The sequence below is a fragment of the Maridesulfovibrio sp. genome (genome assembly GCF_965230075.1).
Classification (GTDB): Bacteria; Desulfobacterota; Desulfovibrionia; order Desulfovibrionales; family Desulfovibrionaceae; genus Maridesulfovibrio.
On sequence record NZ_OZ245945.1, the window covers coordinates 3,827,501 to 3,840,297 of the forward strand.

General features: G+C 47.5%; 12 protein-coding genes (1 of these 12 cut by a window edge). 9 read left to right on the top strand and 3 right to left on the bottom strand.

All coding sequences use genetic code 11. The features are described from left to right. On the bottom strand, positions 1-721 hold the 5' portion of the coding sequence (locus ACO05Z_RS17320; RefSeq protein ID WP_421903432.1) for an SLC13 family permease. Its footprint begins 470 nt before the window's first position; 721 of the gene's 1,191 nt are visible here — the first part of the coding sequence; its start codon is at positions 719-721; its stop codon lies off the left edge, out of view. A 202-nt stretch (positions 722-923) separates the two neighbouring features. Here ACO05Z_RS17320 and dnaE point away from each other — a divergent pair, with 202 nt between their 5' ends. The 9 genes from dnaE (at position 924) to ACO05Z_RS17365 (ending at position 10,547) form a co-directional block, all read left to right on the top strand. Beyond that, entirely contained in the window at positions 924-4,454 is a 3,531-nt protein-coding gene (gene dnaE, locus ACO05Z_RS17325; protein WP_421903433.1) for a DNA polymerase III subunit alpha, read from the top strand. A gap of 11 nt (positions 4,455-4,465) precedes the next feature. Beyond that, complete coding sequence (gene queD, locus ACO05Z_RS17330) at positions 4,466-4,852, top strand: 6-carboxytetrahydropterin synthase QueD (RefSeq protein ID WP_421903434.1); 387 nt, start codon at positions 4,466-4,468, stop codon at positions 4,850-4,852. A gap of 1 nt (position 4,853) precedes the next feature. After that, a complete protein-coding gene (dtd, locus tag ACO05Z_RS17335; protein WP_421903435.1) occupies positions 4,854-5,321 on the top strand; it encodes a D-aminoacyl-tRNA deacylase in 468 nt (155 codons plus the stop codon). Between the two features lie 136 nt (positions 5,322-5,457). After that, positions 5,458-5,886, top strand: coding sequence for an ATP-binding protein (locus tag ACO05Z_RS17340; protein ID WP_421903436.1), 429 nt, complete (start codon positions 5,458-5,460; stop codon positions 5,884-5,886). Continuing rightward, on the top strand, positions 5,871-6,200 hold the full coding sequence (locus tag ACO05Z_RS17345; RefSeq protein ID WP_421903437.1) for an STAS domain-containing protein: 330 nt from the start codon (positions 5,871-5,873) through the stop codon (positions 6,198-6,200). The genes ACO05Z_RS17340 and ACO05Z_RS17345 overlap by 16 nt, the downstream gene beginning before the upstream one ends. A 29-nt stretch (positions 6,201-6,229) precedes the next feature. Further along, positions 6,230-7,342: a FapA family protein gene (locus ACO05Z_RS17350; RefSeq protein ID WP_421903438.1), complete on the top strand. Its 1,113-nt coding sequence runs from the start codon at positions 6,230-6,232 to the stop codon at positions 7,340-7,342. Between the two features lie 7 nt (positions 7,343-7,349). Continuing rightward, on the top strand, positions 7,350-8,105 hold the full coding sequence (locus ACO05Z_RS17355) for a motility protein A (protein WP_421903439.1): 756 nt from the start codon (positions 7,350-7,352) through the stop codon (positions 8,103-8,105). A gap of 15 nt (positions 8,106-8,120) precedes the next feature. Beyond that, complete coding sequence (locus tag ACO05Z_RS17360) at positions 8,121-8,867, top strand: OmpA family protein (RefSeq protein WP_421903440.1); 747 nt, start codon at positions 8,121-8,123, stop codon at positions 8,865-8,867. Between the two features lie 9 nt (positions 8,868-8,876). Beyond that, on the top strand, positions 8,877-10,547 hold the full coding sequence (locus ACO05Z_RS17365; RefSeq protein WP_421903441.1) for a CgeB family protein: 1,671 nt from the start codon (positions 8,877-8,879) through the stop codon (positions 10,545-10,547). Between the two features lie 68 nt (positions 10,548-10,615). Here the strand turns inward: ACO05Z_RS17365 and ACO05Z_RS17370 are convergent, their stop codons facing one another. Both ACO05Z_RS17370 and ACO05Z_RS17375 read right to left on the bottom strand, forming a co-directional pair. After that, positions 10,616-10,825 carry an FmdB family zinc ribbon protein gene (locus ACO05Z_RS17370; protein ID WP_421903442.1) on the bottom strand — a complete coding sequence of 70 codons (210 nt, stop codon included), beginning with the start codon at positions 10,823-10,825 and terminating at the stop codon, positions 10,616-10,618. A gap of 262 nt (positions 10,826-11,087) precedes the next feature. Beyond that, a complete protein-coding gene (locus tag ACO05Z_RS17375) occupies positions 11,088-12,719 on the bottom strand; it encodes a CHASE4 domain-containing protein (protein ID WP_421903443.1) in 1,632 nt (543 codons plus the stop codon). Positions 12,720-12,797 lie beyond the last annotated feature (78 nt).

Sequence of the window (12,797 nt, forward strand, 5' to 3'; positions counted from 1 at the left end):
GTACCAAATCGCGCAGCCGCAACATCCCGCTTCCAAACACATAACCACAGAAAGCTAAACAAAAAGCCATTGCTGCCAACGGATCATACGCTCTATACGCAGGAAACATTTCAACCAGAATAGATACTCCACTCCAGAAGAGTGCAAACAAACCAAAGACATAAAACCCTTTCCGTTGCCTTGGCAGCAAGAGAGGGACCTTATTACCGTGAACGATTGCTTCTCCGTTAGAAGGAAGGGAAAAACGCAAAACGAACCACGCCAGTAACAACATAAGGACGACCAGCGGCAAGGCCCACTCAAACCAATTAAAAAAGGTAATGCTTTTGCGGCCGGCTATATCGAATAAATCAAGTGCTCCGATGAGCAGCAAGTTGGCAGGACTACCAATAAGCGAACCCATACCACCTATGTTTGCCCCATATATAATAGAAAGAGTCAGTGGTGTGGTCATGTATTCAAGCTTATCATCAAGCTTGCGGATTACCGGGATCATTGCCAGCACGGTAACGGCATTAGGGATAAACATGGACAGCAGCGCCGCTACCCCCATCAAGGCAAGCAGCAGATAATCAGCACGGCCCCGACTGAAATGTACAGCTCTAGCGGAAATATATTCAGGCAACGCCGCAGATGCGGTCACCCGGTATAGTATATACCCGGTGACGAAGAGTAGGATCAAAGGAAGCCTATCATATATATAAGTAACAGAGAGTTCCATGTTCAGTTCACTATTTTTGATTAATCATAAATTTTCTTGCACGGGAGTTCTGTTTCGTCAACGGTCCGGTAATCCGAAATATTTTGTATACTCTCAGCTGAAAAACAGTTTGTGAACCCTTTCCCGCCTATTGCGTTTGACCCTAAAAATAAATACTAACTTCCTTTATCCAGAATCTATTTCGCCATCAGGAATAATATATATGTCAGAATTTGTTCATCTGCACGTCCACACAGAATACAGTCTGCTGGATGGAGCCATCCGTATCAAAGACCTCTGCCAGCAGGCCAAGGACTTCGGCATGCCTGCGGTCGCCATCACTGACCACGGCTCCATGTTCGGTGCTGTTACCTTTTATATGACCGCCATGGATATGGGTATCAAGCCCATCATCGGCTGTGAGGTTTATGTTGCACATGGCGACATAGATGACGAGTTGGCCCACACGCGTAAAGATAAGAAAGGCCGCTACCACCTGGTATTGCTGGCAAAGAACCAGCAGGGCTACAAGAACATCATTAAACTCTGCTCCCTAGGTTTCCTTGAAGGTTTCCATTACAAACCGCGAGTCAGCAAGTACCTTCTCAATAAATACAGCGAAGGAATCATCGCGCTTTCAGCATGTCTTGCTGGTGAAGTTCCCCGCGCCCTGATGAATGAAGGTCTTGAGGCCGGGGTTGAGATGGCCAAGACCTACGAGTCTATTTTTCCCGGCAACTTCTATCTGGAAGTACAGGCCAACGGACTTCAGGAGCAGGAAGACCTCAACAACCTGATGTACAAATGTGCGGAACAAACCGGACTGCCACTGGTCGCCACCAACGACTGCCATTACCTGACCAAAGAAGACTACGAAGCCCACGATCTGCTCCTCTGTATCCAGACTCAGACCACCGTCGATGCTGAGAAGCGTTTCCGCATGGGTACTGACCAACTTTACTTCAAACCGCAGGAAGAGTTTGAAGAATATTTCTCCCATGTGCCGGAAGCCATCGCCAACACCCAGAAAATTGCCGAGATGTGCAACCTCGAGATTGAGCTGGGCAACTACTACTTTCCGGAATATGAACTCCCAGCGGGCATGACCATTGAGACCGAGTTTGTAAAACTCTGCAAGGAAGGTCTGCAAAAACGCATTGAAGCCGCCCCCTATGACATCGACGAGAAAGAATATTGGGAACGTCTTGATTACGAACTGGGCGTCATTAACGAAATGGGTTTCCCGGCATACTTCCTCATCGTTCAGGACTTCATTAACTGGGCCAAGGACAACAAGATTCCGGTTGGTCCGGGCCGTGGTTCGGCGGCGGGATCTATCGTTGCATGGGCATTGAGGATTACCAACCTCGACCCCATCCCTTACGACCTGCTCTTTGAAAGATTTCTTAACGTTGAACGTATCTCCATGCCTGATATCGATGTCGACTTCTGTGAACGCCGTCGTCTGGAAGTAGTTAAATACTGCTCCGATAAATACGGCTGGGATCACGTTGCCCAGATCACCACCTACGGAACCATGAAAACCAAGGCGGTTATCAAGGACGTAGGCCGCGCCATGGGCATGCACTTTTCCGAAACCGATCCCATCGCCAAGCTGGTTCCCGATGATCCGGCTGTCATTGCGCAGGGATTGGGGGTCAAAAAGGCCAAAATCACCGTTCCCAACGCGGTAGAAGCCATTCCCGAGCTTAGCAACATGGTTGCCACCGATCCCAAGATCGCCAAGCTTATGGATATCGCTACCCGTCTGGAAGGCATGTCACGCCATGCATCGACTCACGCAGCCGGGGTTGTTATCTCCGACAAGCCCATGACCCATTACCTGCCACTCTACAAAGGTAAAAAGGGCGAAATCGTAACCCAGTACGACATGAAAAAGGTCGAAAAAGTCGGCCTGATCAAATTCGACTTTCTGGGACTGCGCACCATGACCGTTATCGAGGACTGCCTCGATATCATCCGCTTGCAGGGCAAGGAAGCCCCGGATCTCGACACCCTCACCCTCGATGACCAGGACACTTTTGATATTTTCTGTAAAGGGGATACCGACGGGGTCTTTCAGGTTGAATCTTCGGGTATGCGTAAATACCTGCGCATGCTCCGCCCCAGTTGTTTTGAAGACATTATCGCGATGCTCGCCCTTTACCGTCCCGGCCCACTGGGTTCCGGTATGGTTGATGAGTTCATTAAACGTAAGCATGGCGAGATCGAGGTAACCTACCTCTGGCCAACCCTTGAGCCAAGCCTCAAGCCCACTTACGGAGTCATCGTCTATCAGGAACAGGTTATGGGCGCGGCAATGACCATCGCCAACTACTCACTTGGTGAGGGTGACCTGCTTCGTCGAGCCATGGGTAAGAAAATTCCTGAAGAAATGGCCAAGCACAGGGTACGCTTTGTTGACGGTGCCAGGGAAAACGAAATTCCAGAACAGACCGCCAACGACATCTTCGACCTCATGGAACAGTTTGCGGCCTATGGTTTTAACAAATCTCACTCCGCAGCATACGCACTAATTTCGTACTACACGGCGTACCTGAAAGCACATTTCCCGGTGGAATTCATGGCAGCACTCATGAGTACTGAAATGAACAACACCGAAAAGATCATCATGTATATTAACGCCTGCCGCGACATGGACGTTACTGTACGCCAGCCGGACATCAACCTCGGTGTAGCCCGCTTCTCGGTGTACGAAGGCGACATCATTTACGGTATGGCCGGGATCAAGAACGTTGGTGAGGAAGCGATTGATGAAATTGTCGAAGAACGCCAGAAAAACGGTAAATTCAAGGATTTCATTGACTTCATCACCCGCGTCAACCTGCGCCGGGTTACCAAACGCGTAATCGAATACCTAATCCGTGCCGGAGCCTTTGATTCCATGGGGCTGACCCGTTCCGGCCTCATCGCTTCGCTGGACAAAGCTGTTTCCTACGGCCAGAAAAAGACCAAGGAAAAGGAATCCGGCATGATCAACATGCTCGATATGCTCGGCGGTGGCGGCGGGGAAGCAGAAGAGCCGGCAGCAGTCAGCTTTGAAGAATTCAGCATGCCGGAAATGGAAGACAAGGAAATGCAACGCTTAGAAAAAGAAGCCCTCGGCTTCTACCTGACCTGCCATCCCCTGCTTTCATACCGGAATGAAATGAGCCGCCTCGGTTTGCAGACCATTGAAAACTGCCCGAACATGGCCCACGAAGCCACGGTTAAGCTGGGTGCCATCATCACCGGCTACAAAGAGATCATCACCAAGAAGTCCGGCAAGAAGATGGCCTTTGCCACCATTGAAGATATGACCGGGTCCGGGGAACTGATCATTTTCCCAAAGACCTATGAAGAAGTTCACCAATACCTCGGACAGGACATCCCCTTGCTGATCAAGGGCAAGGTTGATAACCCTCCCCCGGAAGAGGGACAGGAGGAGGCTCCTCCGGAATCCAAGGTTATGTGTGATGAAATTTCACCGCTGGAGAATGCACAGGCCGGATGTAACGAGGCAGTACCGCTTTCCGTGCACCATTCCCTGTGCTCCGAAGAAGGCATTGCGGAACTGAAAGCAATCCTTGCCGGATATCCCGGTTCTGCTCCGGTGACTCTACAGATGTTTTTAGCCGATTCCATCTGCACCTTACGCCTCGGGCACGGTTACAATATCAAGCCCAATGGGGATTTCTGGAAAGAATTCAACCAGTGGCGTAAGAACGGAAACGGCAAAGCAAGATTACAATAGGAGAAAAATATATGTCTAAGGGAAAATGGAGACTCAAAGTAAAGAACGATTTCAGTTCAGCACACCAGCTTCGCAATTACGGCGGCAAGTGCGAGAACATGCACGGCCACAACTTCGGTGTTGAGGTGGAGATTGAAGGCGATCATCTTGATCAGAAGGTTGAAATCCTCATGGACTTCAAGGCCCTTAAAAAAGAACTTTCCGCTGTTCTGGACTCTCTGGATCACAAACATTTGAACAGCCTGGAATATTTTGAACACCGCAACCCTTCCTCTGAAAACATTGCCCGTTATATTTACGAGGAAATGAAGAAGCGTGTTAATAGCGAACACGTCCGCATGGTCTTTGCTTCAGTTTCCGAGAAAGAAAGTTCCGTAGCAACATACTTCGAGGACTAGAATGAAACTGGTCATTCAGAGAACAAGCGGCGGAAAAGTTGAAGTAGAAGGGAAAGCCGTGGGCGAAATCGGCCCCGGCATTATGGTTCTGGCAGGCTTCGGTAAGGACGATACTGAAAAACTTCCTGAATCCAAAGTCTGGAACACGCTGATCGATAAAATGCTCGGCCTGCGCATCTTTGAAGATGAGGAAGGTCGCATGAACCGTTCTCTTGAAGATATTAGGGGAGATGTGCTGCTGGTATCCCAGTTCACCCTTTACGCATCTTGCAAAAAGGGCCGCAGACCTTCATTTACAGGTGCTGCCGCGCCGCAGTTAGCCAGCGACCTTTTTGATAAACTGGTTGCTGAAGTTAAGCAAAAAGCACCTGCTAAAGTAGCTACCGGACAGTTCGGAGCCATGATGAATGTAGATTTCGTCAACTGGGGTCCGGTCACAATCATACTGGATTCTGAGGATTTTATCTAAAATTTCGGGTTTTACCTTGACTTCCTTTGCGAAAAAGGGAGGATTAGGTATATTAAAAGTTATCCATTACGGCAGCCAGAAGTTGTAACGTCTGACGGAACAATAATTTACGTCTGACAGTAAACATGGAGCATTCATGCATCGCTTTGTGCTGGAAGCAATTCCGACTCCTGAAGAAAGCAGGGAAGTAGCCCGCAAGGCAATCATCATTCTTAAGGATTTTGTTGCGGATGAGAACCTCCTCCACGACATGGATCTTGTCCTTACAGAAGGCTGCTCCAATGTGGCTCGCCACGCCTATGACAAAGTCAAAAAATGCAACAGACTTGAACTAACTATCAAAATACAGCCCGGTGAGCAGATCATCTTTGAGATTGCAGACTGGGGCAAAGGACTCTGTTCAAAATCAATCGATTTTTCCATGCCCTCCCCGGAGGCTGTGGGAGGAAGGGGCATGTTCATCATGTCAGAACTAATGGATTCCTTTGAGTTAATTAAAGAAAACAGTAAAAACATAATAAAACTCACCCGCAAGTTAAAGGAAGATCAATGGCGGAAGAAGTAATAAAAATTCAAGATGGGATTCTGACCCTAAAATGTGGAAAAGAAGTCACCATTGAAACCATCTACGCATTCAAAGAACAGGTAGAGCATGACAGTGAATCTTCTGAAGTTGAAGCTGTTGTTGCCGACCTTTCTGAAGCGCGCTTTCTTGACAGTTCAGGGATCGGATTCCTTGTTTCGCTGAATTCAAGGCTTAAAAGCAATAACAAAAATATGTATCTTCTGCGTCCCAGTGAACAGATCTGCAAGACTCTTGAACTGGTAAGACTCATCTCTTTTTTCACTATCATTGAAGACGAAATGGAAATTCCCTAACCGTCCTGTGCTTTTACCGGAGCATCCGCATGCCCTGCCTCAAACACTATTTTGATCCTGACTTCGACTACACAGACCTTAAACCGGTAGAAAAAAACGACGGAAGCGTAGACTATTACAACATGGGCTACGTACAAAGCGTAATTGTCGGTCAGGTCCTTGCCCAATGGGAAGACCCCGGCGAAGACGGCAGCTGCCCTCTGGGACAACGTCATTACCCGGAAAAGAAATTCCCACGCGGCCCCAACACGAAAATCAATCCCGACAATACTGATCAGCTGATTGCAACCCGTAACGGCTATGTCTTTTATAATGAAGAAGGCTTGATCACTGTAAAAGAATTGCTCAACGTACGTGGAGATGTAAACCTTTCCACCGGAAACATATTTTTTGTCGGTGACATGGTTGTTCACGGCTCAATCAAATCCGGTTTGGATGTGAAAGCCAACAACATCAATGTCAAAGGGGTTATTGAACAGGCCAATGTACATGCTGCCGGATTCCTCAAATGTGATGGAGGCATAAAAGGCAACATCAAAGGACTGGTTGAATCCAAGCAAACACTGCGCACAAGTTTTTGTGAGAATGCAACTCTTGTAAGCAGCGGTAATATTATCATTGATAAAAACTGCATGCACACTACAGTGTACTGCGAAGGAAAGTTCGCGGTAAAGGGACGCTTTGCCGGCGGAAGGTGCTATAGCGACCAGATTGTATTCATCGGTGAACAACTTGGGGGCGGACTAAGTGCTGCTTCACAGGTCATTGTTGGCTACAACCCGCTGCTGCTCCTCCAGATCGACAAAATTTCTACTCAAATTTCTGTTTTGGAAAAGCAAGTAAAAGACCTGCAGAAAATTATGAGTAACGGCGCCTCAACCACTGCTGAATTCACTGCTAAAATTGAAAAATGCGAAATGAAAATTCGCTTTTTGAAGAACAAGAAAAAGCAGCTTTGGGGTAAAATCCAGCAAACTGAAAAACTGGAAAGTTGTAGAATTATGGTTCAGGGCATTGTAAAATCGGGAGTGGAAATCAGCATCGGTCCCGCATACATGCAGGTTGATGAACCTTTGGAAAATGTTTTTTTCTACTATGAAAACAACGAAATCAAAGTGGGCTCTCCCGCATTAAAGAAATAGAGCAAATATGGATATTGCAACTTTAATAGGAATTGTCGGCGGTTTCGGTCTTATCGGGGCAACCATTGTCATGGGTGGTAATGCAGCCGGTTTTGTGGACCCTCCATCAATGGTTGTTGTTTTCGGGGGGACATTTGCCTCCTGCTTCATCATGTTTCCCATGGGCGTTGTTCTCAAAGCGTTTAAAATCGCTTTAAAGGGCTTCTTTGCCAAATCCGAAGACCCCAAAATCATGATTGACCAAATCGTAGCTCTTGCTGAGACAGCACGCAAAGAGAGTCTTGTTGCACTTGAAAAAGTTGCCATAGACGACGAATATCTCAAAAAAGGGGTCATTCTGGTTGCCGACGGCACGGATGGAGACCTAGTCCGGGCCATTATGGAATTTGAAATTGACGCCATGAAAAAGCGACACTTTCAAGGACAGGCAGTCATGAAGGGTATGGGAGCCATGGCCCCGGCATTCGGAATGATCGGTACGCTGATCGGTCTGGTACAGATGCTTTCAAACCTCAGTGACCCTGACGCCATCGGCCCTGCAATGGCGGTGGCATTGCTGACCACTCTTTACGGCTCCATTCTGGCCAACGTCGTTTTCCTGCCCCTGGCCAAAAAGCTTGAAGAACGTTCCATTGAGGAAGCTTCATACATGGAAATCATGGTTGAAGGTGTTGTCGCCATCCAGAAAGGAGAACATCCCTCCATCGTAAAAGAAAAACTGCAGGCCTTCCTTGCACCCACCCTGCGTGACGCTGCGGCATAATTAAAGGGTCGCCCCATGGCTAAAGTAGTTATCATCAAACCGAAGAATAATGATCCGCCGCCGGAAGAAGGGCTTCCGCCGTGGATGGCTACATTCGCGGATATGGTAACCCTTCTGCTCTGTTTCTTTGTCCTGCTGCTCTCTTTTGCGAACAATGACCTTGAAAAATTTAAGGAATTGCTTGGTTCCCTTAAAGACGCCTTCGGGGTGAAAATTGAACGTAAGGAAGATGACCACCTTGCCCTGACCCCCTCCGACCTGAAGAGGAAGGAAGTCAAAATGGACAGCAACGACAAACGGTTGCTCGGTCTGGTCCTGCGCATCAAGGCTTTATTGGATGAAGATGATGCGACTCGCAAGTCTTCCGGGGTAAAAGCAGATCAGGATGGTGTTCTGGTTAATACAGACTCGGCTACTCTTTTTAAACCGGGATCTGCAACCCTAAGACCTGATGCCCATAAGGTGCTGGACAGGGTCGTCAGTATCCTAAAAGACCACAATTACAACCTTGTGGTCCGCGGACATACGGACAATTCGGAAATCCGCTCCAAAAAATTTCCCACCAACTGGGAGCTTTCCTCAGCAAGGGCCGCAAGCGCCCTGCGTTATATTGTGGAAAAAGGAGGGATAGCTCCTAAAAGACTTAAAGCTGTAGGCTATGCCGACACCCAACCGCTGGTGAAAAATGACTCTCCTGCCAATAAGCGCAAGAACAGGAGGCTTGAATTCTTCTATCATAAACCGGCCCGGGACTCGTGGTAGGTAATTTTAATGAGCACAAATTACATTGCAGAAGCCATCCGGGACGGAGATGTTCTTACTGATATCTGCATCACCGCAGACGGCAGAAAAAAACACATGTGGGGAAAATACGGATTGCGCCGGGAAACAGACCTTGCCGCGCAGCTGGATGAGAACAAAATTCCCCTCTTGGTCGGTTCCGGCATCGGCTTGGCCGCACAGGAACTTCTCAAACAAAATGACCGTCCCCTGCTCATCCTTGACTGTGAAACCGAGATTCTAGCTGCCAGCGGATTGGAAGAAGAACTCCGCAAGAATCCCAGAGTAATCTGGATCAATACCAGCTCCCCCCAAAATGCAGCAGCACATATCATGGAACTGGAATCCATTTCAGGAGAAAAAGTCCAGCTGCTCAAAAATCCTTTTTACCTGCGCCTATCCCCCTTATATGTCCAGACAGAAAAACTGCTCATCGAGCAGGAAGGCAAGCCTGTTGAATTTCCGGTCTGGCCCAAATTCCAGAATGAAAAGCCAAGAATTCTGCTGCTGACCAGCCAATACTTCCTCATGGGCGAGATCGTGGCCGCATGCCAGCGTCAGGGTGTGCCGCACATGTTCATAAACATGGACGCCAAAGAGATGGAACTGGAGCAATTCGTGGCCCGGGTTTCCACGGCCATCAACACCTTCAGGCCCGACTTCGTGCTCACGGTAAACCACCTTGGCGTAGATCAGGAAGGTGTACTCAACACCCTGCTCCATAAATTTCAATTGCCTCTAGCCTCGTGGTTTGTGGACAATCCCCTGCTAATCCTGCCCCTCTATCAAGCGCAGGCCAATGAAAATACCACTATCTTCACTTGGGATGCAGACCGCATGGACTCCCTGAAAGAAATGGGGTTCAGCAAGATTTTCCACCTGCCGCTGGGAACGGACCAGACCCGCTTCCTGCCTTCAAAGGGCTGCACGGAAGCTAAATGGGCACGGGATATATCTTTTGTGGGTAATTCCATGGTTCACAAGACAGCCAAAAGAATGGAAGTAGCCAGAATTTCTGGACTGCTGGCTGAAAAATATAAAGAAGTTGCCCATGCTTTCGGAGAGGGAGATGAACATTCAGTCGTAAATTTTCTGAAAGCCGACTACCCGGAGCTTGTTCCGGAATACGAAAATCTGGTCATTCCCCACCGCAAACTGGCCTTTGAAACTCTGGTCATCTGGCAGGCGACGCTTGAGTACCGTCTTTCCTGCGTAAAACAAACCCTAGATTTCAACCCCATGATCGTGGGCGATGACGGCTGGAAGCAACTGCTGACAAACGAATCAACATGGGAATACCACAGCGAGCTTTCCTACTACGATGACCTGCCCCGCTTTTATCCCTGCTCCAAGATCAACTTCAACTGCACCAGCCAGCAGATGAAAGGGGCGGTGAACCAGCGGGTCTTTGATGTCCCGGCCTGTAACGGATTCATCCTTACCGACCATCGCTATCAGATGGAAAGATTATTCGAACCGGGCAAGGAGATTGCTGTTTACAATTCATTGGAAGAAATTCCGCAGCTGATCGATAAATACCTGAATGACGAAGCTGCGCGCAAAGAAATAATCAAAGCCGCACGCAAAAGAATACTGGCAGAACACACCTACGACTGCCGGATCAAACACCTGATCAACTGTATGCGCCAAGCACATCAATAACAAAAGTCCCAGATTCGCTTGAATCTGGGACTTTTTTTCAATCTTCCGACCGGAAGAAATTATTAACCTCATGAAAAGCCTGAACTACCGCAGCCTCCGGATGGTGGAGCGGAAGGGACAGGATCGGAAAAAGAAGCTCCTGAGCTAAATGAAGAAAGGAGTTTTTCTGTCTCCGGGCTTTTGCATTCCGGGCATTTAGGATTCTCAGCACTGGATGAAAAAACCAGCTCTTCGAATTCATGCCCACACACGTTACATTTGTATTCATAGATGGGCATCTGCTAATTGCCTCCGCAACCGCCGTCTTTGTCGTTGGAGCCCCCACGGGGTCCCTTACCGATCTGTCACGGAGAAATTCCCATTTTGGGGATCACCACTTTCACGATGATGAAAACGATTGCGAATACTGCAATCAGACCGAGTAAATCTGACATGTAAACCTCACAGGTTATTTATCTACACTTCCTTACCAGTTAAATCCTATATTACCTGTGTCAATAACAGAGCTCAAGAATAATCACATCATCCGATGAATCAATATCAAACTTTGCCCAGATTCACATAAAAACGAAAAGTAGCTCCCTCTCCCACACTGCTGCACACAAAAATTTCCCCGCCCATCATTCCTACTAGCTTACGGGAAATGGGCAGACCAAGTCCCGTCCCTCCATACTTACGGGAAGTGGACGAATCCGCTTGAGTAAAACTTTCGAAAATATGGTTGATTTTATCTGCTGGAATTCCAATCCCTTCATCTTTCACCGCAAAAATAAGCTTACCGTCATCCCAATAAACAGACACAGCAATTGTGCCTTGGCTAGTAAATTTTACCGCGTTACTGATCAGATTATTCAAAACCTGCCTGAGTCTGGTGGCATCTCCTTCCACTTTCTCAGGTACGTCCTTATCAATATGACAAATAACCTTTAAACCTTTACGGGCGGCATCCACGGCAAAAATACCAACCACTCTTTCAAGCATCTCATGAAGCAGAAATTCATATTTCTCTATTTCCAAATGTCCGGCTTCTATTTTCGAAATTTCCAGAACATCATTGATTATCTCAAGCAGATTCTCCCCGGCAGTCCCGGCAATATCCAGAAAATCCTGCTGTTCCTCATCTATTTTTGTTTCTTTGAGCAACTCCACCATTCCAAGAATTGAATGCATGGGAGTCCTGATTTCATGACTCATGTTAGCCAAGAATTCAGTTTTCACCCTATTGGCGGTTTCGGCTTTAGTTTTTTCTTTCTGCAACAAGAGTAAAATTTCATTTATTGACTCAGACAAGTCACTGAGTTCATCATTCCCACTTAATCGAAGCGTCCTCTGCTCAGGGCCGATAAAATACTCCCCTCGCAACTGCCCCTGCAGGACCTTCACCCGGGAAACAAAATACCTGTTAAGCACAAAGGTAGCGCCTACACCAAGAAGCAAAAGTGCCACGCACATGAAAAACAGAAAAACCTTAAACATGGAACTTCCGATTTCATAGGCATCGCGATGCATGCCCAACCCCAAAAGCACCAGAGGTTTGCCGAAAACATCCCGCAGAACCATAAAACCGTTGAGTTTGTCATCACCGCTTTGTGGAGAATCGAAAAAAACGTCCTTGTCAGGAACATCTTTCAACTCCCTGAAAAAGAGATCCATCTGCAAAGCCTTACCCAGCTTGTCCAGCTGGCGGTCACCCAAATAGCGTCCCATGACCATGGTCCCAGCTGGAGCGCCATCCAACTTGCTGTTGAAAATTTTTTGGACACTGACCTGCATCAGCCTATGGTCAATTCTGGCCAACCCAGTTAAGCCTTCGCTTCCGCATTTACGGACTATCTCGTTTCCGTGCCTCCCCTTGGTAGTAAAGCTAAGTTCAATGTCATCTGTTCCTTCGGCAGAATGCGAAAAAAAATATTTTCCCTCATGGTCAAAAAACATAACCAAATCAAGATCAAGGTTGACCAAAATCTCCGGAGTCAAATTTGAAAGGACATACTGTTCGTTGAATTTTTTTACAAAATTATATGTATCATCCCACCATCCCCAGTCACGGCAAAGACGTTTCAAAGCTTGAGAGCTTTCATGCACGGCAAATTCAGCACGACTGAGATTCTCCTCAACGAGCACTTTTTCAACTTTGGATATAGCGCGACTGTTGAGCTTATAAACTAACAAAACACTGCTCACAAAGACCAGCAAGCAAATCAAAGAAACAATTAAATAGCTTTTACCCTTCAACCCAATTCGCATGTA

Coding starts and splice junctions, on each gene's coding strand:
- ACO05Z_RS17350 (WP_421903438.1), top strand. CDS start 6,230: ATGCCCTGCCTCAAACACTATTTTGATCCTGACTTCGACTACACAGAC.
- queD (WP_421903434.1), top strand. CDS start 4,466: ATGTCTAAGGGAAAATGGAGACTCAAAGTAAAGAACGATTTCAGTTCA.
- ACO05Z_RS17345 (WP_421903437.1), top strand. CDS start 5,871: ATGGCGGAAGAAGTAATAAAAATTCAAGATGGGATTCTGACCCTAAAA.
- ACO05Z_RS17355 (WP_421903439.1), top strand. CDS start 7,350: ATGGATATTGCAACTTTAATAGGAATTGTCGGCGGTTTCGGTCTTATC.
- ACO05Z_RS17365 (WP_421903441.1), top strand. CDS start 8,877: ATGAGCACAAATTACATTGCAGAAGCCATCCGGGACGGAGATGTTCTT.
- ACO05Z_RS17360 (WP_421903440.1), top strand. CDS start 8,121: ATGGCTAAAGTAGTTATCATCAAACCGAAGAATAATGATCCGCCGCCG.
- dnaE (WP_421903433.1), top strand. CDS start 924: ATGTCAGAATTTGTTCATCTGCACGTCCACACAGAATACAGTCTGCTG.
- ACO05Z_RS17340 (WP_421903436.1), top strand. CDS start 5,458: ATGCATCGCTTTGTGCTGGAAGCAATTCCGACTCCTGAAGAAAGCAGG.
- dtd (WP_421903435.1), top strand. CDS start 4,854: ATGAAACTGGTCATTCAGAGAACAAGCGGCGGAAAAGTTGAAGTAGAA.
- ACO05Z_RS17370 (WP_421903442.1), bottom strand. CDS start 10,825: ATGCCCATCTATGAATACAAATGTAACGTGTGTGGGCATGAATTCGAA.